The sequence below is a fragment of the Dysgonomonas sp. GY75 genome (assembly GCF_015234155.1).
Classification (GTDB): domain Bacteria; phylum Bacteroidota; class Bacteroidia; order Bacteroidales; family Dysgonomonadaceae; genus Dysgonomonas; species Dysgonomonas gadei.
Window position 1 is genome coordinate 138,652 of record NZ_JADCLQ010000022.1, and the last position, 20,290, is coordinate 158,941.

The 20,290-nt window shown below is 40.0% G+C and carries 17 protein-coding genes and 1 rRNA gene; 11 read left to right on the forward strand and 7 right to left on the reverse strand.

Annotation, left to right across the window (positions count from 1 at the left end):
* Positions 1 to 174 precede the first annotated feature (174 nt).
* Complete coding sequence (locus tag IR083_RS10955; RefSeq protein ID WP_194224359.1) at positions 175 to 852, forward strand: DUF6146 family protein; 678 nt, start codon at positions 175 to 177, stop codon at positions 850 to 852.
* 78 nt (positions 853 to 930) lie between these two features.
* Here the strand turns inward: IR083_RS10955 and IR083_RS10960 are convergent, their stop codons facing one another.
* The 3 genes from IR083_RS10960 to recF form a co-directional block, all read right to left on the reverse strand.
* Positions 931 to 1,386, reverse strand: a complete 456-nt coding sequence (locus IR083_RS10960) for an acyl-CoA thioesterase (protein ID WP_006801156.1) — start codon at positions 1,384 to 1,386, stop codon at positions 931 to 933.
* A 201-nt stretch (positions 1,387 to 1,587) separates the two neighbouring features.
* Positions 1,588 to 1,881: a DUF721 domain-containing protein gene (locus IR083_RS10965; RefSeq protein WP_006801155.1), complete on the reverse strand. Its 294-nt coding sequence runs from the start codon at positions 1,879 to 1,881 to the stop codon at positions 1,588 to 1,590.
* Positions 1,878 to 2,984 carry a DNA replication/repair protein RecF gene (recF, locus tag IR083_RS10970; RefSeq protein ID WP_194224360.1) on the reverse strand — a complete coding sequence of 369 codons (1,107 nt, stop codon included), beginning with the start codon at positions 2,982 to 2,984 and terminating at the stop codon, positions 1,878 to 1,880. The genes IR083_RS10965 and recF overlap by 4 nt, the downstream gene beginning before the upstream one ends.
* A 672-nt stretch (positions 2,985 to 3,656) precedes the next feature.
* Here recF and IR083_RS10975 point away from each other — a divergent pair.
* Together IR083_RS10975 and IR083_RS10980 are read left to right on the forward strand one after the other, a co-directional pair.
* Positions 3,657 to 4,562, forward strand: coding sequence for an ABC transporter ATP-binding protein (locus IR083_RS10975; RefSeq protein WP_006801153.1), 906 nt, complete (start codon positions 3,657 to 3,659; stop codon positions 4,560 to 4,562).
* Between the two features lie 91 nt (positions 4,563 to 4,653).
* A complete protein-coding gene (locus tag IR083_RS10980) occupies positions 4,654 to 5,982 on the forward strand; it encodes an ABC transporter permease (protein ID WP_194224361.1) in 1,329 nt (442 codons plus the stop codon).
* A 29-nt stretch (positions 5,983 to 6,011) separates the two neighbouring features.
* Here the strand turns inward: IR083_RS10980 and IR083_RS10985 are convergent, their stop codons facing one another.
* A complete protein-coding gene (locus IR083_RS10985; protein WP_194224362.1) occupies positions 6,012 to 6,686 on the reverse strand; it encodes a porin family protein in 675 nt (224 codons plus the stop codon).
* Positions 6,687 to 6,744: 58 nt separating this feature from the next.
* Positions 6,745 to 8,742 carry a DNA primase gene (gene dnaG, locus IR083_RS10990; RefSeq protein WP_194224363.1) on the reverse strand — a complete coding sequence of 666 codons (1,998 nt, stop codon included), beginning with the start codon at positions 8,740 to 8,742 and terminating at the stop codon, positions 6,745 to 6,747.
* A gap of 169 nt (positions 8,743 to 8,911) precedes the next feature.
* Here dnaG and IR083_RS10995 point away from each other — a divergent pair, with 169 nt between their 5' ends.
* The 3 genes from IR083_RS10995 (at position 8,912) to IR083_RS11005 (ending at position 13,552) form a co-directional block, all read left to right on the forward strand.
* The gene (locus IR083_RS10995; RefSeq protein ID WP_006801149.1) at positions 8,912 to 10,522 is read left to right on the forward strand and encodes a CTP synthase; all 1,611 of its coding nucleotides are present in this window, start codon (positions 8,912 to 8,914) and stop codon (positions 10,520 to 10,522) included.
* Positions 10,523 to 10,644: 122 nt separating this feature from the next.
* Positions 10,645 to 12,585, forward strand: coding sequence for a membrane protein insertase YidC (yidC, locus tag IR083_RS11000; RefSeq protein WP_194224364.1), 1,941 nt, complete (start codon positions 10,645 to 10,647; stop codon positions 12,583 to 12,585).
* Positions 12,586 to 12,673: 88 nt separating this feature from the next.
* Positions 12,674 to 13,552: a beta-1,6-N-acetylglucosaminyltransferase gene (locus IR083_RS11005; protein WP_006801147.1), complete on the forward strand. Its 879-nt coding sequence runs from the start codon at positions 12,674 to 12,676 to the stop codon at positions 13,550 to 13,552.
* Here the strand turns inward: IR083_RS11005 and IR083_RS11010 are convergent.
* Positions 13,532 to 13,939: a 2-amino-4-hydroxy-6-hydroxymethyldihydropteridine diphosphokinase gene (locus IR083_RS11010; RefSeq protein ID WP_194224365.1), complete on the reverse strand. Its 408-nt coding sequence runs from the start codon at positions 13,937 to 13,939 to the stop codon at positions 13,532 to 13,534. The two genes, IR083_RS11005 and IR083_RS11010, sit on opposite strands and share 21 nt — an antisense overlap.
* Positions 13,940 to 14,330: 391 nt before the next feature.
* On the opposite strand from IR083_RS11010, the gene IR083_RS11015 reads away from it, so the two are divergent.
* The 5 genes from IR083_RS11015 (at position 14,331) to IR083_RS11035 (ending at position 19,811) form a co-directional block, all read left to right on the forward strand.
* Positions 14,331 to 15,650: a gluconate:H+ symporter gene (locus IR083_RS11015; RefSeq protein ID WP_194224366.1), complete on the forward strand. Its 1,320-nt coding sequence runs from the start codon at positions 14,331 to 14,333 to the stop codon at positions 15,648 to 15,650.
* Positions 15,651 to 15,843: 193 nt separating this feature from the next.
* Positions 15,844 to 16,314 (forward strand): RidA family protein, encoded by a 471-nt coding sequence (locus tag IR083_RS11020; RefSeq protein ID WP_194224367.1) that lies wholly within the window; start codon positions 15,844 to 15,846, stop codon positions 16,312 to 16,314.
* A gap of 304 nt (positions 16,315 to 16,618) precedes the next feature.
* Positions 16,619 to 17,722, forward strand: a complete 1,104-nt coding sequence (locus tag IR083_RS11025) for a D-TA family PLP-dependent enzyme (protein ID WP_194224368.1) — start codon at positions 16,619 to 16,621, stop codon at positions 17,720 to 17,722.
* A 98-nt stretch (positions 17,723 to 17,820) separates the two neighbouring features.
* Positions 17,821 to 18,903: a dipeptidase gene (locus tag IR083_RS11030; protein ID WP_194224369.1), complete on the forward strand. Its 1,083-nt coding sequence runs from the start codon at positions 17,821 to 17,823 to the stop codon at positions 18,901 to 18,903.
* 131 nt (positions 18,904 to 19,034) lie between these two features.
* Entirely contained in the window at positions 19,035 to 19,811 is a 777-nt protein-coding gene (locus tag IR083_RS11035; RefSeq protein WP_006801141.1) for a Cof-type HAD-IIB family hydrolase, read from the forward strand.
* A 292-nt stretch (positions 19,812 to 20,103) separates the two neighbouring features.
* On the opposite strand, the gene rrf is transcribed toward IR083_RS11035, so the two are convergent.
* A 5S ribosomal RNA gene (rrf, locus tag IR083_RS11040) occupies positions 20,104 to 20,212 on the reverse strand.
* Between the last annotated feature and the right edge of the window lie 78 nt (positions 20,213 to 20,290).

A 20,290-nucleotide genomic window follows, 5' to 3' on the forward strand; every position in this document is an offset into this window, starting at 1 on the left:
GTTGTTTTTTATACATTTGGGTGCAAAGATAGTTAAAACACTGAAAGTATTGATTAGGCGTGCTTTGTTTTTGTTTGTCAAATTAAAAAACTTCTTAAAAAAAGGATAAGTTGCATAAGATGGGATATGGATTACTTTCATTATATTTGATAAATAATAATAAACCCAGTTTTTATGAAAAAGCATTTATTGGTAATATTAATGCTGGCTTCTTTAGGTTGTTTTGGACAACAAGACATAGCTGTTTCTGTAAAAATGAAAACGGTAGACGTATTATCATCTTCTAATAAAGTGCCGGATTTTACGCATTTATCTCATGCAAAGATCTTACCAGTAGGATACGCTGAAACGAAAAGGACAAAAGTCAAAAATCTTCCCAAGCCTGTATTTGTTATTGATGGTCTGGTAATAGATCGTGATAGCGTTTGCAGAGTAGATCCAAATACAATCAAATCTATATCTATAATAAAAAAGGAACAGGCTGGTATAGCTGGTTTGCTTTTTAAGGATTATATAATAATCACAACCAACTTTAATAAAAAAGAAACTTTGGAAGGCTTAAAAGAATATGAGGTTATTGTTTTCGATGCAGGTTACGAGGCATTCTTAGCCATACAAAAGCCAATAGAGTTTTATTCTCCATTTACACTAAAGGCGAGAAATGCAGTTATGACTTCGGAATGGAATACCCGGTGTAGCCTTCCGTCTATTTATGATTCTCGTATTTATGAGAGTAAGGTAGATTATAATTCAGAAATCGAGTATAATATGGAGGTCGAGTATAAGTTATATATGTTCTTTAAATATATGGAGAAGGAATATAATATTTCGCTAGCAGGAACAATGCTATAAATAAACGTTGAATTACATTAGTCGTTTTTCGAGACTCGGCATAATCAAAATTTATTGATACACCCTCGTTTATTTTCATTATTCGGACAGCACTCTTTCTTCTTCCAGTCCTTCATGCTCCGATATAATCTTTCGCCAAGTATCAGGAATAGGCATCGACGCCTGTGTGTGCGCATCGTATGTTACGAAAACAGATTTGCAACGGCATTTCACTTCTCCGTTTTTTACATTCCTTATTTGCTGGAGGAATACTCCGCTTTTATCTCCCAGTTTGGTGACTTTCGAGTCTACAACTATATTTTCCCTGTAGTATACAGGGGAAAGGAAATCGACTTCGATATGAGCGACCACAATCAGGCCGTCTGTCCAGCTGATATCGGATTTTCCTTTTACTGTCTCGAAATATGTAGTCTTGCCGAGGTCGAAATAACTGAAATACACATTGTTATTGATATGCCCTAAAGCATCTATGTCACTAAAGCGGATTTGAATAGGAAGTGTTTCTTTAAACGTTTCGGGTTTTATTTCTTTCATTTTAGAGTTTGTTTAAATTTTATAGCTGAACTTTTTTATAATTATTTTGAGATGTATTTTTTGATTTTTCCCTTGCGGATTTAGCGGGCTAAATCAAAAGGAAAAAGTAAAAAAGGCGCTCAAAAGAATATAAAAAAGCAGCTAAGATTTATTTAAGAGCCTTTAGAGAAATTTTCGCTAAAATTTAAACAGGCTCTTGATTTATCTGAATATGATATCATTTACTACATGCATACCCGCATGTTCATTCAATTTAGTTATAAGCCTGTCTTTTGCCATCATTAATTCGGAACGGAGAACGGATGAACTCAAAGACACATAAAGAACACCGTTTCGCAGGTAAATGTTTGTCGTATATGAATTAATCATCTTGCCAAGCAATCTCGGCCAGCCTGTAACAGCCCTGCTTTCGGCTAATTTTCTCTTTATAAATTGATTTTCCTCAAAATACTGCCTTAGCACTTCCCCTATACTTTCCGTATTCCGTTTTCTCATAGCGCAATATTCTTTTGGATTACTTCGCCTTTTTCTACTTCATACAGATGATAGTTGCTGTTTGTGCGTGAGAGTATTTCATCCAGATGCTCACGATTAGTGTCGGTTACGAATATCTGCCCGAAATCTTTGTCCAGTACCAGTTTAATAATCTGCTCCACCCGGGACGAATCCAGTTTGTCGAAAATATCATCCAGCAATAATACAGGAGTAGTCTCAGTGGCTTTGTGCAGGAAGTCGAACTGCGCCAGCTTCAATGCCACTACATACGTTTTATTCTGTCCCTGCGAACCAACACGCTTAATAGAATAGCCGTCCATCTGCATATCCAGATCATCTTTATGTATGCCGGCAGTTGTATAACCTAAAATTTTATCCCTCTGCCTTCTTGATTTAAGCAATTCCGGGAAATCGGGATTTTCGAAATGGGATTCGTATTTCAGCTCCACCTTCTCGTTCGAAGAACAGATAAAATCATAAAACTTCTGGAATGTAGGAATAAATTTATCGATAAAATCCTTCCTCTTCCTATAGATAATCTTTCCCTCATTGGCCAGTTGCTCGTCCCAAAGGTCGAGAAGGGTGTCATCGACCGGGGCATCCACTTTCAGCAACGCATTTCTCTGTTGCAGAGCCTTGTTGTACCGGATAAGCGAGTACAGATATTCTTTATCGAATTGCGAGAGGAACAAATCCATAAACTTGCGTCGCTCGTCACTACCTCCGTTTATCAGTTCGGTATCGGAAGGCGAAACCATTACCAGCGGCAATAAACCGATATGGTCCGATAACCGCTCGTACTCTTTCTTGTTCCGCTTGAATTGCTTTTTTTGTTTTCTGCGCAGACTGCAAAAGAATTCTTCCTGTTTATCTCCGATTTCATACCAGCCTTGTATAACAGCAAATTCTGCATCGTGCAGTATATTCTGAGAGTCGATAGGGTTGTTGTGGCTTTTGCTGAACGACAGATAGTAGATCGCATCCAACAGATTGGTTTTTCCCATACCGTTACTTCCCAGGAAACAATTTATCTTGGGCGACAGAGTAAGCTCGGCTTGCTCTATATTCTTATAGTTAAGTATGGATAAACGCTCTAATATCATGCATGCAAAAAATAATGGTTTTGCAAAAGTACAATTTTTTGCCGGAGGAGACAGCTTTTAAAGATAAGTAATTAGGGCAAACACACGAAAATTACTCTTTTTAAAAAAGTTTATCTATATAGTGAGCTAATCGCTGTTAGCCTATCGTTCTTTGAAGTATTGGAATAAGTAAGTGATGAGTTAGCCTCTGCGTTTTCGCGTAAAAATACTCTTAACTGAAACATGTGTTACCTTTGTTACCTTTTTGAAATAGGTACGAGTAGACAAGGCATGAGGTACGAGTTGTTAACCGTTAACTGAAAAAGGTGCTATTTTGGTAAAGACTGTAGGGGCGAATGTTTATTCGCCCGATACTCATTGTGGGCGAATGTTTATTCGCCCCTACAAAGCCATAAAACTGTTACCTTTGTTACCTTTTAACCAAACATAGTTAAAAGACATAAAAATAACAAGATGAAAGCAGTGAAAAAAGTGTCAGATGTGTCAGGTTTTAACAATACATGGTTAACTGATGTGAAAAACAATGAATGATTATAGTTACCAATTTCCCTTTACTCTAAATTCGTAACTATATATTCGCATATCTCTTTATTTTTTTATTCTTTTGTGATTTTATAGAATATTCACCGACTAACAAGGTAGAGTAATTTAAGCAAATTAATATAGATCAGAATGATGTATCTTGAAACGCAGGATATCGTAAAACAGTACGGAGACTATACCGCCCTTAACGGAGTAAGTGTGCAGGTACCCAAAGGCTGTATTTATGGATTACTGGGGCCGAATGGGGCCGGCAAATCGTCTCTTATCCGCATAATAAACAGAATAACAGCTCCCGATCAGGGAAAAGTCTTTATCAATGGCAGGGAATCTGTTGCCGATGACATTTTTAATATAGGTTACCTCCCCGAAGAAAGAGGCCTGTATAAGAAGATGAAAGTAGGGGAGCATATTATTTTCCTCGCCCGCCTGAGAGGTCTGTCTGTTGAAGATGCGCACGAGAAAACCCAGCATTGGCTTCGCAAGTTCGATATTCTGTCATGGGAAAACAAAAAGGTAGAAGAGTTATCGAAAGGGATGCAGCAAAAAATACAGTTCATTGCCACTGTAATACACGAACCTGAATTGTATATCCTTGACGAACCTTTCAGCGGATTCGACCCGGTAAACGCAGAGTTGCTTAAAAATGAACTTCTCGAACTGAAAGCAAAGGGTAAGACAATTATCCTGTCCACCCATAATATGGAATCGGTGGAAGCGCTTTGTGACGAGATTTCCCTGATCAATAAATCGAAGGTTGTTTTGCAGGGTAATGTGAAAGAGATACGTGCGCAATATAGAAAACACATTTTCAAGCTCAATGTATCAGGCGATAGCTTCGATCTGGAATCTGTCCATTTTACCATATTGTCACAGTCTGTTGATAAAAGCTCAGTGGAAGTACGCATTCAGCGGAATGATGATGCGTCCAACTCCGATCTGCTACAGGAAGTTGCCCGGAAATATGAGATTATTTCTTTTGAGGAAGAATTGCCTTCCATGAATGATATTTTTATTCAAGCAGTAAGCAATAGATGAAGTTTAACAATATATTATCAAATCTAACCTGCGATTGTTGTTTTACAACAAAAGTAATAAACAGGTCTGCGACCTTCTCAAAACGAGCCGAATGAAAGCATTGAAATTAATTATAGCAAGAGAATTCTCTTCCAGGGTAAAGACAAAGGCTTTTATCCTGACCACATTATTGACCCCCTTCCTTTTTGCCGCAGTTGTTGCATTACCTACTATATTGATGATGCTCAGTGACAATGATGATATAAAGAAGGTTTATGTAATAGATAATACAGGATTGTATTCCGGCTTGTTGGAATCGTCCAAAAACTATGAATTTGTACAGGTATCCGCCGCTGACAGTACGGCGACAGGTAAGGAAAAGGGTACAGCGTTGTTGCAAATAAACGGAGATTTGAATCAGAATCCCAACGCGGTTACATTCTTCTCGGAAAAACAACAACCTCCCCGCGAGCTGACTGCATACATAAACGATGTATTGACCGAAGCGGTAAGGAATAAAAAAATTGACGATTTTACCTCAGAGAGTAATCTTGAACCACAAGTAGTAACTAATTTGCAGGAAATACTGAAATCTAAAGATAAAATTCATATCTCTACTATCCGCTGGGATGAAACAGGGAAAGAAACGGAAACTCTCGGCGAAATAGCTACTGTTGCCGGAATGGCTCTCACCTTCTGTATGTTTTTCTTTATCATGATGTACGGTTCTATGGTGATGCAGAGTGTGGTAGAGGAAAAAAGCAACCGTATAATCGAAGTGATTATTTCTTCGGTTAAACCTTTCGACCTGATGATGGGTAAAATAATAGGAGTCGGGCTTGTGGGGCTTCTTCAACTGGTTGTATGGCTTGTTATAGGCGGAGGTGTAATGATTGCTATTCAGATGATCTTCGGTATCAACATGGATATGAGTGCTTCTGTGGACACGCAACAGGCAATGGCATTAATGAAAAGCAGCAATGTTGAGATGGCTTCTTTCCTTAACGGCTTTTTCAGCATCAACTGGGTACAGGTTGCAATATGTCTTGTCCTTTATTTTACAGGGGGATATCTCCTGTTCGCATCCTTGTTCGCCATGTTCGGTTCGGGTGCGAATGATTCGCAGGAGGCCCAGCAACTTATCATGCCTGTTATGATTATACTGATGGTAGCGTTTTATACAGGCTTCGCGGCCGCCCGCAATCCGGAAGGGGCTATGGCATTCTGGTGTTCATTGATACCATTCACGTCGCCTGTGGTAATGATGGTCCGCGCTCCGTTCGAGATACCTTTGTGGGAACTGGCATTGTCTGTTGCATTATTGTTTGCCACATCAGTCCTGATGGTAAAACTGGCAGCTAAAATATACCGTGTCGGAATACTGATGTATGGCAAGAAGGTTTCTTTTATGGAAATGCTGAAATGGCTGAAGTATAAATAATCTCCAGATGGCAACAGAAATATGCTACTTTATATCTTTACCCCCAACGAGAGATAGACACTATTGTTTCTCACTTTGAGATTGTCATTTAGCATATCTCTTTTCCATATTCGGGTAAAGCCCGTATCGGAGCCGATAATGAAAACGAATCTCGATAATTCGGCCTGTAATTCTATTCCCAGTCCTACATCGGGTCTGTTCCATAGCCCGTCACCGGCAAAAGTATTGCCTTTATTACTTTGGGGAGTGCCGTCGAGCGTGGTCAATGTTGTCTTTCCCGCGACTCCGTAAGCGACATACGGCCCCATGGCAAAGCCGAAATGGGTATTGTTGGGGAAGTTGAACTTATATGTGAAATAGATGGGTAGCTGGATATACATCGCCTCCATTTTTGCCTCCATATTTCCTGCCGTTGTAGATAGCCTATTCACTTTCGCTCCTTTGGTGGTAAAGCTAAGTCCTGTCTGTAAGTAAACATCATTACCCAGGGTAATATCGGCAATACCACCGAAGTTATATCCGAACCTGACTTTTCCGCTCTTGAACCCGTATTCATTTTTCCAGGCCGAAACATTGGAGAGGTTCATTCCTCCTCTTATCTGAAAGGTGATATACTTTTGTTTTTCTACAAAGAATTGTGCATTTGCATTGCTGCTTATCAGTATTATGATCGAAATAATCAGTAGTCTCAAAGATGTTTTCATAGGAATTCTTTTTCATTTATATAGTAACGATATAGTGCCTGTGTTATTATTCGTGCAATTACCACCTCAGGATGATCCGTTCTCCGAGAGCCTTTGCCAGTGCTTTTTTCACTTCTTCCAGTTCTTTTATCTGCTGCATCAGTTCTATGGCTGTATCCCAGTTTCCTTCTTTTTGCTTAACAGCCATTTCATCTTTTATCTCCTTTATCCTCTTGGTTATGTATGCATTCTTCAACTCTGTGACTATGCGCGGAACATCTTTCCCTAAATGCTTTTCTTCGGCAAGCGGGGTGTCTTCTTTCTTTGCATTTTCTCCGAATTGTTTGATATGCAGTTTGCTTAACTGATACCTGTCGCTAACCAGTTCGGCTGCTATCTTGCTAACCTGCGCATCGGTGTGTGCCAAAAAATAGCGGGCAGGAATAAACGTTTCATCTACCGATCGTTCTATCGCTTCTTCCAGCATCAGTGTATATAGAGGATTGGTAAACCAGAAGCCATCGCGCTGAAGATCGAATTTCACCCAGTCTATTACAGTAGTAGGCATGTCGCCCGTAACGGGATTTTCATCCCCTCCCTCCAGCATTATCTCCATACCGAAGCGAACTATATAGTAAAGGATAGCCAGTTCGAATTTGTCTATCGGAGTTTTCTTAACTACAGCTTTGCTGTGTATTATCGGCTGCGACAAGTCATTATGGACAGCCCGCATTTCTTCTTCCATTTTTTGCGGGGCTGTTTTTTCCAGATAGGCCAGCCGCTTCTTGGTCACTTCCTGTACCAGAATACGCTCATCTACATCCAGCAGGATACTGCAATCTTTGATGTAGACTGTGCGTATAATATTGTCGGGTATAATGGAGATACTGTTTACTATATCGGAAATAAGGGCGGCGCGTTTGATGGGATCATTACCGGCTTCTTCCAGCAATAGCTTTGTCTTGAAACGCATGAAATCGACCTCGTTGGCTTTGATATAGTTGGTCAGCGATTCCGCATTTTGTTTCTTGGCAAAGGAATCCGGGTCTTCCCCGTCGGGCAGTAGTATAACTTTGATATTCATACCGTCTTCGAGGAGCAGGTCTATCCCCCGTAATGCTGCTTTTATTCCCGCGGCGTCACCATCATAAATAACCGTGACATTGTCCGTAAAGCGGTGAATCAGCCGTATTTGCCCGTTTGTCAATGCTGTCCCCGAAGATGCGACAACGTTTTCTATTCCTGCCTGATGCATGGAAATAACATCGGTATAGCCTTCCACCAGATAACAGCAGTCGGCCTTGGTTATGGCCTGCTTAGCGAAGAAAATGCCGTATAGTTCATTTCCTTTATGGTATATCTCACTTTCGGGTGAATTGACATATTTACCTGTATTCTCAGCTTTTTTAAGTATACGTCCGCCAAATGCAATTACTTTGCCCGATAGCGTGTGTACAGGGAACATGACACGGCCACGAAAACGATCGATCAGTTGGTTGTTATGCTCGCTTTTTATAGCTAGTCCTGTTTTTACGAGGTAATCTTCTTTATATCCGTTTTTTAATGCTTCTTGAGAAAAGGCATCTCTCTGTTCGAGACTATAGCCTAACTGAAACTTTTCTATAATATCTTCTCTGAAACCACGCTCTTTGAAGTAGCTTAATCCGATGGATTTACCTTCGAGATGGTTGTGGAGAGTGTTGACGAAATAGTCCCGCGCATAATCGTTGAGGATAAAGAGGCTTTCACGTTCGTTATATGCTTGCTTTTGCTCATCGGTGAATTCGCGTTCCTGTATTTCTATATTATATTTCTTAGCCAGATATTTTAATGCTTCGTAATACGAGAGTTGCTCGTGCTTCATTATGAAGTGAACGGCCGTACCACCTTCGCCGCAGGCAAAGCATTTGCAAATGTTCTTGGCAGGGGAAACGTAAAACGATGGCGTTTTATCTGTATGGAAAGGGCATAAGCCCACAAAGTTTATCCCCCTTCGTTTGAGGGTGACAAACTGCGACACTACATCAACGATTTGAGCAGCGTCCATTATACGGTCTATTGTACCTTGGTCTATCATGATTTTTTACTGCTACGAAAGTAATAAAAATATCCCGATCAAGATATTTAATTTATGTGAATAGGAATCTTAATGGTTACTGTTAGACAAAAATTAAACAATGTATCTAAATATTTTTTGTACTTTTGTGCTTTCTTTTTAGAGTCTAAAAAATATAAAACGAAAAGTCGTGGCTAATACGAAGTATATATTTGTAACAGGAGGAGTTATATCTTCCTTAGGTAAAGGTATTATAGCCTCCTCGTTAGGTAAACTACTACAGGCAAGGGGTTATAAAGTGACAATCCAGAAACTGGACCCATACATCAACATCGATCCCGGAACTCTGAATCCATATGAACATGGAGAATGCTATGTGACTGTTGATGGCCACGAAGCAGACCTGGACCTTGGTCACTATGAACGTTTCCTTAATCAGCCTACACATAAGGACAACAATATCACCACAGGACGTATCTATCAGAATGTGATAAACAAAGAACGGAAAGGTGATTATCTCGGAAAAACGGTGCAGATCGTGCCTCACATCACAGATGAGATAAAGCGTAACATCAAAATGCTGGGCACAAGATATGACTACGATTTTGTAATTACCGAAATCGGAGGCACAGTAGGCGACATAGAGTCGCTGCCTTTCATTGAGAGTGTACGTCAGCTACGTTGGGAGTTAGGCAAAAACTGCCTGTGCGTACATCTTACCTATGTGCCGTATATTGCAGCGGCAAAAGAGGTGAAAACAAAGCCTACACAGCATTCTGTGAAGCAGTTGCAGTCGGAAGGAGTGCAGCCCGATATGCTGGTTCTCCGTACCGAGCATCCGTTGAATAAAGACATACTGAAAAAGGTGGCATTGTTCTGTAATGTAGAAGTAGATGCCGTTGTACAATCAGTAGATGTGCCTACAATATATGAAGTGCCATTGAATATGCAGGCGCAGAACATGGACGAAATCGTGTTGCGTAAACTGGGTATGCCTATCGGTGATAAACCGGTAATGCAGCCTTGGCGCGATTTCCTTGATAAGAAAAAACATGCCAAAGAGACGGTTCGTATCGCACTGGTCGGTAAATATGTCGAACTGCCGGATGCATACAAATCTATCAATGAATCGTTGTTGCAGGCAGCGATATACAATGATCGCAAGCTTGATTTGCATTTTATACTCTCTGACAAATTGACCGCAGACAATGTGGAAAAGATGCTTGGTTCCATGGATGGCATAGTTGTTGCTCCGGGATTTGGGCAGCGCGGTGTGGACGGGAAAATTCAGGCGTTGAAATATGCCCGTGAACACGATGTACCTACATTCGGCATCTGTCTGGGTATGCAATGTATGGTTATCGAATTTGCCCGCAATGTACTGGGACTTGAGGATGCTAACTCAACGGAGATGAATCCTCATACACCATTTAAAGTTATTGACCTGATGGAAGAACAAAAGAATATCACAAATATGGGTGGGACAATGCGTCTGGGAGCCTATAAGTGTGAGTTGGAAAAAGGTTCGCAGGTGTATAAAGCATATGGAAAGAAGCTGGTAGAGGAGCGTCATCGCCATCGTTTCGAATTCAACGGTGATTATAAGGAAGATTTCGAAAAGAATGGAATGAAGTGTACCGGAACAAATCCGGACATGGGACTGGTAGAGGTTGTGGAAATTCCCGGAAAGAAATGGTACCTGGGTGTACAGTTCCATCCTGAATACAACAGCACGGTAGTATCGCCTAACCCTTTGTTCATCAGCTTTATAAAAGCAGTAATTGACAATAAGAAAAAATAAGATTGAACGTTTTAAATAGCGGAAGCAGAAGCAAAATTTATTTTGATTATGCCGGGTCATGCAAAACGCCCAATAGAAATTGAAAGGAAAAATCGCAAATATTAAATTTATAAAAACTATAAATGGATAAGAATACGATTATCGGGTTTGTACTCATCGCTGCCGTAATCATTGGATTTACGTTACTGAGCAGACCTTCGGCGGAAGAACTTGCTAAGCAGAAAGAACAATATCGGAGAGACTCGATAGAATATGCGCAGACTAAAGAGCGGGAAAAAGAACTAAACAACCTGAAAGATACTGCAGCGGAAGTAAAGAATGAAAATCCGGTGGATGATTTCTTCGCGGCTCCCGTTCAGGAAGCAGATTCTGTTCTTGCAGTAATGGATTCAGTACAAATGGGTTCGCAGCAGGCAGAACAACTGATAACACTGGAAAACAGTAAGCTGAAAGTTGTTTTCTCTACTAAAGGGGGGAAGATGGTAAGTGCACAGTTGAAAGAATATTCCCGGTATGATGGAGATTCTTTGTACCTGTTCAATAACGATGCCGAATTTTCGCTTCAGTTGACCAATAAGCAAAATAAGGTACTTCATACCAATAATCTGATATTTACGCCAATCAAGGCAGAGGGAGACAATTCTCTTATCATGCGTTTTTCATATGCAGCAAACCAACATGTCGATTTTATCTATAAACTGGCAGAAGACGATTATATGCTGAAATATGATGTCAATCTGGTCGGGTTGCAACCGATGCTGGACAGGAACAAATCGGATGTGATAGAATTATACTGGGCGCAGAAGATGCGCAGACAGGAGAAAAGCGTGAAAAACGAACAGCGCTATTCGCACATCTATTATAAATATGTAGGGGGTGATGTAAAAGAACTAAGCAGTGATAAAAGTGAACAACTGGAGGTGAAAGAACCTGCTAAATGGATTGCTTTCAAGAATCAGTTCTTTGCTCCGATACTGATTGCGGACGAGAAGATCGAAACAGCCCTTCTTGATTCTAAAGTTTTAGTTACTGATGAAAACAGCGAATACCTGAAAACAGTTGAAGCGACAATATATGCTCCGGCAACGGTAGATATGAATGCCGGAACCATAAGCGCCGGATTCACATACTATCTGGGACCTATGTCATTCACTTTGCTAAAAGGGTATGACAGCCATATAGACGATGTAAACAAACAACTCGATCTGGATAAGCTTGTACCACTGGGATGGACACTGTTCCGCTGGGTGAATCAATATTTTGTGATTCCGATCTTTAACTTGTTGAGAGGTACAGGAATGTCGATGGGTATTGTTATCCTGTTGCTTACTATAATTGTAAAACTGGTAATATCTCCACTCACATTCAAGTCATTCATGTCGTCGGCTAAGATGCGTGTATTACGCCCTCAGGTAGAGGAACTGGCTGCTAAATATCCGAAGCAGGAACAGGCTATGGAAAAACAACAGGCGACAATGGCTCTCTATAATAAGGCGGGGGTAAACCCGATGAGCGGGTGTATTCCGTTACTGTTGCAGATGCCGATATTGATTGCACTCTTCTCATTCTTCCCGAATGCGATAGAGCTTCGCGGGCAAAGCTTCCTTTGGGCTACCGATCTTTCCACATATGATGCTATCATTGAATGGAAAAACCATATTCCATTGATCGGTACACATATCAGTTTGTTCTGTATTCTGATGACGGTAACGAATATCATTTATACGAAATTCAATATGGAAATGACCAATACCGGACAGCAACAAATGCCGGGGATGAAGTGGATGATGTATCTGATGCCGTTGATTTTCCTTTTCATGTTGAATGATTACCCGTCGGGGCTTACATATTATTATTTCCTCTCGCTTTTGGTAACGATTTTATTAACAATCGGATTCCGGTATATAATAGATGAAGATAAGGTGTTGGCCAAGCTGGAAGCTAATAAAGCAAAACCGAAAAAGAAATCGGGTTTTATGGCTCGTTTAGCAGAGGCTCAGAAACTTCAGCAACAACAATTGAACGAAAAGAATAAGTCTAACAGTACCAAGAGAAAAAGGTAAGTCAGACACCAAAACATATAGAAGAAAAGGTTATTTCGGTTGAAGTAACCTTTTTTTATTTACTTTTGTGTGAATCCTATTGTTGAATATGAAGATTTGCTATCTTATATTAGCTCATAATAATTTCAGACATTTAGACCGTTTGATAAATGCCCTGGATGGCACGGATTGTACCTTTTTTATTCATTTAGATAAGAAGGTAGTGCAGAAGTATTTTCCGCAATATAATAATGTGGAAGTAATTCCGGAGCGCACTGATATCAACTGGGGTGGATTTAATATGGTGGAAGCTACTCTGGCTCTGATGAAGCGAGGCCTGGAATATTCTCCCGGTGCAGATTATTATGTATTGATTAGTGGAGTAGATTATCCTATCCGGTCGAAGGAGTTCCTTTATCAACAGTTGGAAAAGGGAAAAGAATATATAGATATTGCTCCTGTACCGGTTCCGTTTAAGCCAATAGAGCGTTATGGATATTACTATTTTGATTACGATCGCCGTAACCTGAAGCATTACAACCCTAAGTTTCTGGCGGAAGTATTACTTAAAAAGCTAAAAATAAAAAGGAAAGCACCGTTCAGGGTGTATGCCGGTACGCAATGGTTTGCCCTTACCCGCGAATGTGTGCAATATATTTTGACGACAGTAAGAGAGGATAAGCGATATACAGACTTCTTCCGCCATACATTAGTGCCGGACGAAGCCTTTTTTCAGACAATTATCGGAAACTCGCCGTTTCTGCAAAATACAGCCGCAAGCCTTACTTATACAGACTGGGAGGTTGCTGTTCCTCCGGCCACAATAGAAGAACGTCATATTGACTTTCTGGAAAACCATATCGAGTTCAATGATGAATACGGACAACGGTTCCCTTATTTTGCACGGAAGTTTAATGACGGCAGTGAAAAATTGCTGGAGGAAATACAAAACAGGTTATGGGGATCATCATTTATCCAAACTGGCTAACAGGTCTGCAATATAGCTTCGGGTGAAATCTTCCGGCTTCAATACGCTATTGTTCCATATTACAAGGTCGATATCTATTTTCACGATTCCGTTTTTTTTATCGGCCCCATTTCTCCCCATATCCTTTTCTATAGATTTCAATAAGCGGACGACTTCATCCATGTCCCTGTCTGTGTAGATAACAGCAAGCTGGTTCAGAAAATCGTTTCTGTAGATAGTGCCATAGGGCATGGTAACAGAAGTGTCTGAATAAGATATATCTGTAAATATATTATTCAGAAACTGATGACACAGGCTTAAATTTGATTCTCTGTCTTCGTTTGTACCGATACTGAGCAATGCTTTATTCATAACCGATGCAAATATACATTCAATTTCTTTAATCATATAAATATTTACTGCAATAACTTTTATATTTCATTCGACTACTATGGCAAACCCAAAATTATCCTAATTTGTAGCATCAATCAAAAGAGATATAAGCATTCATTAATTGTGCGTGACATGGAATAATTCAACGTTTTAAGTAGCGAGAGCAGAAGCAAAATGAATTTTGCTTCTGCCGAGTCACGAAAAACGACTAATGTAATTGAACGTTTCCATATATCAGCCAAAACATTTTAACGATTACCTACCTCTTAATACGTAAATATTAATTAACATCTGATTGCTTGATTTATTAAAGATATTGTCTACATTTGACATGTTGAAAAAACACATTTGAACCCATTCAGAACTACAATATAGTCTGAACCTCAAATACATAAAACCTTGAGTAATGTCTTTTATCATTATCATCCTAAGTCTGGCACTATTAATTGTGCTGATTTCATATTTCAAAGTTAATGCATTTCTATCATTCCTGATAGTATCCATTCTTGCCGGAGTAGCATTAGGCATTCCATTAGAAAGCCTTCTTGTGTCGGTAAACAATGGCATAGGAACTATAATGAAAGACCTTACCCTGATTATCGTATTAGGCGCAATGCTGGGTAAACTTGTCGCAGAGAGTGGAGCCGCGCAAAAAATAGCTGATGTAATGGTCGCTGCTTTCGGCACGAAGCATATTCAATGGGGACTGATGATCACAGGTTTTATTGTGGGTATTCCTCTTTTCTACGGAATCGGGTTTGTACTCCTTGTCCCACTCATTTTTTCGATAGTGTATAAATACAAGCTGCCTGCTGTATATATTGGTTTACCAATGCTGGCAGCATTGTCCGTCACACACGGATTTCTTCCGCCCCACCCTTCGCCTGTAGCATTAGTATCGATATTTAAAGCTGATATCGGGATGACTTTAATTTATGGCCTAGCCGTAGCCATTCCGGCAATCATTCTCGCAGGGCCTGTTTTTTCCAAGACACTAAAGAATATAAAATCCGGACCTGTAACCCTATTCGAGCAGAAAGAGACTACCGGAAATTTTAGAACACCGGGTAAAGCTAACAGTTTTATCAGTGCAACACTACCTGTATTCCTATTGATATTAGTAACGGTTATACCACTATGCTTCCCAAATATGAGTGCGGAAATAAAATCTTTTGTATCCTTTATCGGTGCTCCCTCACTAGTTATGTTGTTAGCGGTCATTGCAGCCACATACACTTTAGGTATCAGGCAGGGCAGAAGCATCAAAGAAGTAATGGATATATATGGCGATGCAGTGAAAGATATTGCTATGATACTGCTTATTATTGCCGGAGCAGGTATATTCAAACAGATTATGGAAGATAGTGGTGTGAGTACCGAACTGGCCAATAGTCTGGAACAATTACCTGTTCACCCGCTTATTCTGGGGTGGCTGATCGCAGCCATTATCAGGGGATGTGTCGGTTCTGCTACAGTAGCCGCCCTTACTGCTGCGGGGGTAATTATGCCGTTGGTTATCCAATCGGGAGTGAACCCGAATCTGATGGTATTGTCGTTGGGCGCAGGCAGTTTAATGTTTTCGCATGTGAATGATGCCGGATTCTGGATGTTCAAAGAATATTTCAACCTGAGTTTGAAAGATACGCTACGGTCATGGTCAGTAATGGAAGCCATTGTATCCATTGCCGGATTGATAGGTGTATTATTACTAAGTTTTATCATATAAGTAACAGAAAGTATTTAATGACATATTTTCAAATTATAACTACCTTTAGTAGTTGTACTTATCAAAACAACGTTTAAAGCAGTGAGAGCAGAGTCAAGTGTACTTGAACTATGCCGAATCGCGATAAACGACTAATGAATTGAATAAAAAGGTCTGCGACCTTAAAAAATATCAATAATTAAAAGAATAAATTATGAGTACTTACAATGCTGACGAACAATTTGAAAAATCAGGCCTGACACTTCCTCCGGCTCCGGCTCCCAAAGGAGTATACAAGCCTTGCATCATAGATGGAAAATATCTCTATCTGTCGGGACATGGCCCTGTACAGGATGACAAATCACTAATTATCGGACGGATAGGCAGAGAGCTTAGCCAGGAAGAAGGGAAACTGGCTGCACGCCAGGTAGGACTAACAATGTTATCTACGATCAAAACCAACCTTGGCAGCCTGAATAAGGTGAAACGGGTGATAAAAGTATTGGGAATGGTAAATTGCACTCCCGACTTTGAGCATCATCCATATATCATCAACGGATGTAGTGAACTCTTTGCTTCGGTATGGGGTGAAGAGAATGGGATAGGAACCAGAAGCGCTGTGGGGTTCGGTTCTTTACCGGATAATATTCCTGTTGAGATAGAGGCCTTGTTTGAATTATACTGATATATTTTTATCTATCTGATTTAGCCGATAGCCGTTATCTTTTAGCCGATAGCTCTTTGATAGAATTTATTGAAGGTTTAAAGATTGAAAAAGTAACAAATATAATAAAGCCTGCAAAGGTGTTACTTTTGTTACCTTTTGCGACTTGGTATCTTTTCGAGAGACTTTTTAACCACGGAGAACCAACGGTCGGCGGAGCCAAAAAGGAGTTTCACGGAGTTTGTAAAGAAAAAGTGACAGTACGAAAAAAGTAGAAAAATGTGTAAACTTTGTCAGGTTTTAACAATTTACATTTTAATAAATTATGGCCGATTGGTATAAAATAAACAACATAGAACAGATTGATTCCCCTGCCCTTGTGGTATATCCGGAACGGATTCAGGAGAATATAGACCTGGCAATACAAATAGCCGGAGGCACAGATAAACTCCGGCCTCACGTAAAAACGCATAAGATGAGGGAAGTTTGTGCCATGATGCTGAAATCGGGTATCACCAAATATAAATGTGCTACTATTGCCGAGGCGGAAATGTTGGCATTGGTGAATGCACCAGATGTATTGTTAGCATATCAGCCGGTAGGCCCCAAAATCGAACGTCTTATAGAATTGATAAAAGCATATCCCGATACACGGTTTTCCTGCCTTGTCGATAATGAAGAAAACGCTAAAGCCATCTCTGATTTATGCAGGGAAAACAATATCACACTGAATATCTTTATTGACCTTAACATAGGTATGGACAGAACAGGGATCAAGCCTGAGAAAGCTATAGATCTGGTCCAAGCTATTATAGATTTGCCCCGGATTCATATTGCAGGGTTACATGGCTATGACGGGCATATACATGATGAAGATACAGAGATACGATGCAAAAAAAGTGATATTTCATTTGCTTTAGCAGAAAAGGCCTATAAGGAAATTAAGCCCCTACTACCCCATCCTATCGCTCTGGTTATGGGGGGAACGCCAACATTCCCTATACATATACACCGTGAGAATTGCGAGTGTAGTCCGGGTACGTTTGTATTCTGGGACTGGGGATACAAACATATGCTTGAAGACTTGCCTTTCAAATATGCTGCAGTAGTTATCAGCAGGGTGATTTCGATTATTGACTCAACACATATATGTATCGATTTAGGGCATAAATCTGTTGCGGCCGAAAATCCACTACCGAGAGTTCATTTTCTGAATGCAAGTGAAGCTACACCTGTTGCCCAAAGCGAAGAGCATTTAGTATTAAATGTACCTGACAGTAATATATATCGTATCGGAACTGTCTTATACGGAATTCCGGTTCATATATGTCCTACTGTTGCTTTATACGACAAGGCATATGTGGTAGACCATAATGAGAAAATAGACGAGTGGAAAATAATAGCAAGAAACCGTTATATAAATTATTAAGGTCTCAGACCTTTTTATTATCCAGATTAATGGTAACAACTAATAGTTATCTAATTAAAATACATCATTAAATACATTCTGACTTAAATCTTAATAAAATGTCTAAACTATTTTTTGTAGATGCACATCTCGACCTTAGCATGAATGCTCTGGAATGGAACAGGGATTTACGCTGGCCGGTGGAAGAAATTAATATGAGCGAAGCTGGTATGACCGACAAGCCTGACAGATCAAGAGCGACAACAACATTACCCGAACTGAGGAAAGGAAATATCGGTCTGGTCGTAGCCACACAGATAGGGCGTGTTATAGAAAAGAACGGTTCTCTACCCGGTGCAGGCTGGCACTCTCCGGAACAGGCCTGGGCACAGACTCAAGGACAGTTAGCCTGGTACAAAGCCATGGAGGAAGAAGGGCAGATGGTGATGATAAGAGATAAAGAATCCCTGGAAAAACATCTGGATCTATGGATGAATGACGAACCGGACGACAATAAACCGATAGGTTATATTTTAAGCCTTGAAGGAGCAGATTCAATCGTAAATGTAAGCTATGTAGAAAGAGCCTACAACTACGGGCTGAGAGCTATTGGTCCGGCTCATTACGGTCCCGGAAGATATGCGAATGGCACAGATTCTTCAGGTCGTCTCAACCAAATGGGAATAGACTTATTGAAAGAAATGGACCGTTTGGGCATGATTCTCGATGCAACACACCTTAACGATGATGCATTCTGGCATGCACTAGAAATATATAAAGGAAATATTTGGGCTAGCCACAACAATTGCCGGGCATTTGTGAATCACAACCGCCAGTTTAGTGATGAGATGATTAAAGCGCTGATCGAACGCAGAGCTGTTATCGGAATAGCGCTGGATGCATGGATGATGGTTCCCAACTGGGTTCGTGGTGTCTCCACACCTGAGGGAATGAACTGCAATCTGGAAATAATGATAAATAATATAGACCGTGTTTGTCAGATAGCGGGAAATACTGATCACGCAGCAGTAGGAAGCGATCTCGATGGCGCTTTTGGCACGGAACAATGCCCGTATGATCTGAAAACAATTGCCGACTTACAGAAAATTCCACAGATGTTGAAAAACAGAGGATATAGTGATGACGATATTGAGAAAATAGCGTCTGGAAACTGGATTCGCTTTATGAAGAAAGCTCTGTAAAACATACAGAGAACGATAATCTATAAAAGACCTGAAAATTGAGATTCAGGTCTTTCATTATTAGACAGACAGGATATCCTGCTTATATTTTGTACTTTTGTCTAAGTTATCTAACACAATTAATTCACTTCATGATAAAAGCAATATTTTTTGACATAGACGGTACATTAGTAAGTTTCAAAACCCACCGCATGCCTGAGTCTACAGTCAAGGCAATTGAGGAGATCCGTAAAAAAGGGATAAAAGTATTCGTAGCCACGGGGCGACATTTTTCAGCAATCAACAATTTAGGAGATGTGTCCTTTGATGGTTATATTACAATGAATGGCTGTTATTGCCTTGCCGGGAAAGACAAGGTTATATTTAAACAAAGCATTCCTCAATCTGACATTGAAACTTTCATCGATTATCTGGAAAATATAGATCCATTTCCTTGTCTATTTGTTGAAGAGAATAAGCTATCTGTAAATATGGTGAATACAGATGTTCAATATTTATTCAAGCTCCTGAATTTTATAGAAATACCGACCAAACCATTAGAATACTACAGAGATAAAGAAGTATTCCAACTTACCGCATTCTTTACAAAAGAACAAGAAGAACAAGTCATGCAATCTTTACCTAACGGTAGTGCTATGCGTTGGTATCCCACATTTGCGGATGTAATATCAACAGGTATTGATAAGGGTGTAGGAATTGATCGGATCGGTGAATATTTTGGTTTTACAGCCAGCGAAACAATCGCTTTTGGCGATGGCGGCAATGATGTAGAAATGATTCGTCATGCCGGAATCGGAATAGTGATGGGAAATGCCGACGAATCCGTAAAAAGTATCGCAGATTATGTAACTGATTCTGTTGATAATGATGGTATATTAAAAGCATTGCAACACTTCGATATTATCTAAAAGTAAAACTCCATTGCATAAAAGACTAAGATTCTAAAAAGTGTATATTCTGGTTTCTATTTTATCTATACCCAGAATAAGCACTCATGTTGGTAGATTCTTGTTCTTTGAAATATTTCTTATTTTACGTTATTCTGCAAATTATATAGGGGATAATTAAATATTTGGTATATCCTGTCTAAATGATTTCTCATGGCGCTATCAGTATGTATCTAGATGCGGTATGCCCATTGCCTCACATACCCAAACAAAAAAAGTCCCTCACTACTATAGTGAAGGACTTCTCTTCTTAAAACGGCGGTAACCTACTCTCCCACTTGCGCAGTACCATCGGCACGACCGGGCTTAACTTCTCTGTTCGGAATGGGAAGAGGTGGAGCCCCGGTGTTATAACCACCTGAATGCTTTTTATAGTGGATAGTTGATAGTGGACAATGTTTTATATGTAACTGTCAACTCTCAATTTTCAACTATATTGA

What these genes read in the sequence shown, in the direction of transcription:
- IR083_RS10985 (WP_194224362.1), bottom strand. Translation starts at nt 6,686, where the DNA reads ATGAAAACATCTTTGAGACTACTGATTATTTCGATCATAATACTGATA.
- IR083_RS11020 (WP_194224367.1), top strand. Translation starts at nt 15,844, where the DNA reads ATGAGTACTTACAATGCTGACGAACAATTTGAAAAATCAGGCCTGACA.
- IR083_RS11030 (WP_194224369.1), top strand. Translation starts at nt 17,821, where the DNA reads ATGTCTAAACTATTTTTTGTAGATGCACATCTCGACCTTAGCATGAAT.
- IR083_RS11015 (WP_194224366.1), top strand. Translation starts at nt 14,331, where the DNA reads ATGTCTTTTATCATTATCATCCTAAGTCTGGCACTATTAATTGTGCTG.
- recF (WP_194224360.1), bottom strand. Translation starts at nt 2,984, where the DNA reads ATGATATTAGAGCGTTTATCCATACTTAACTATAAGAATATAGAGCAA.
- yidC (WP_194224364.1), top strand. Translation starts at nt 10,645, where the DNA reads ATGGATAAGAATACGATTATCGGGTTTGTACTCATCGCTGCCGTAATC.
- IR083_RS10975 (WP_006801153.1), top strand. Translation starts at nt 3,657, where the DNA reads ATGATGTATCTTGAAACGCAGGATATCGTAAAACAGTACGGAGACTAT.
- IR083_RS11025 (WP_194224368.1), top strand. Translation starts at nt 16,619, where the DNA reads ATGGCCGATTGGTATAAAATAAACAACATAGAACAGATTGATTCCCCT.
- dnaG (WP_194224363.1), bottom strand. Translation starts at nt 8,742, where the DNA reads ATGATAGACCAAGGTACAATAGACCGTATAATGGACGCTGCTCAAATC.
- IR083_RS11010 (WP_194224365.1), bottom strand. Translation starts at nt 13,939, where the DNA reads ATGATTAAAGAAATTGAATGTATATTTGCATCGGTTATGAATAAAGCA.
- IR083_RS11005 (WP_006801147.1), top strand. Translation starts at nt 12,674, where the DNA reads ATGAAGATTTGCTATCTTATATTAGCTCATAATAATTTCAGACATTTA.
- IR083_RS10980 (WP_194224361.1), top strand. Translation starts at nt 4,654, where the DNA reads ATGAAAGCATTGAAATTAATTATAGCAAGAGAATTCTCTTCCAGGGTA.
- IR083_RS10955 (WP_194224359.1), top strand. Translation starts at nt 175, where the DNA reads ATGAAAAAGCATTTATTGGTAATATTAATGCTGGCTTCTTTAGGTTGT.
- IR083_RS10960 (WP_006801156.1), bottom strand. Translation starts at nt 1,386, where the DNA reads ATGAAAGAAATAAAACCCGAAACGTTTAAAGAAACACTTCCTATTCAA.
- IR083_RS10965 (WP_006801155.1), bottom strand. Translation starts at nt 1,881, where the DNA reads ATGAGAAAACGGAATACGGAAAGTATAGGGGAAGTGCTAAGGCAGTAT.
- IR083_RS11035 (WP_006801141.1), top strand. Translation starts at nt 19,035, where the DNA reads ATGATAAAAGCAATATTTTTTGACATAGACGGTACATTAGTAAGTTTC.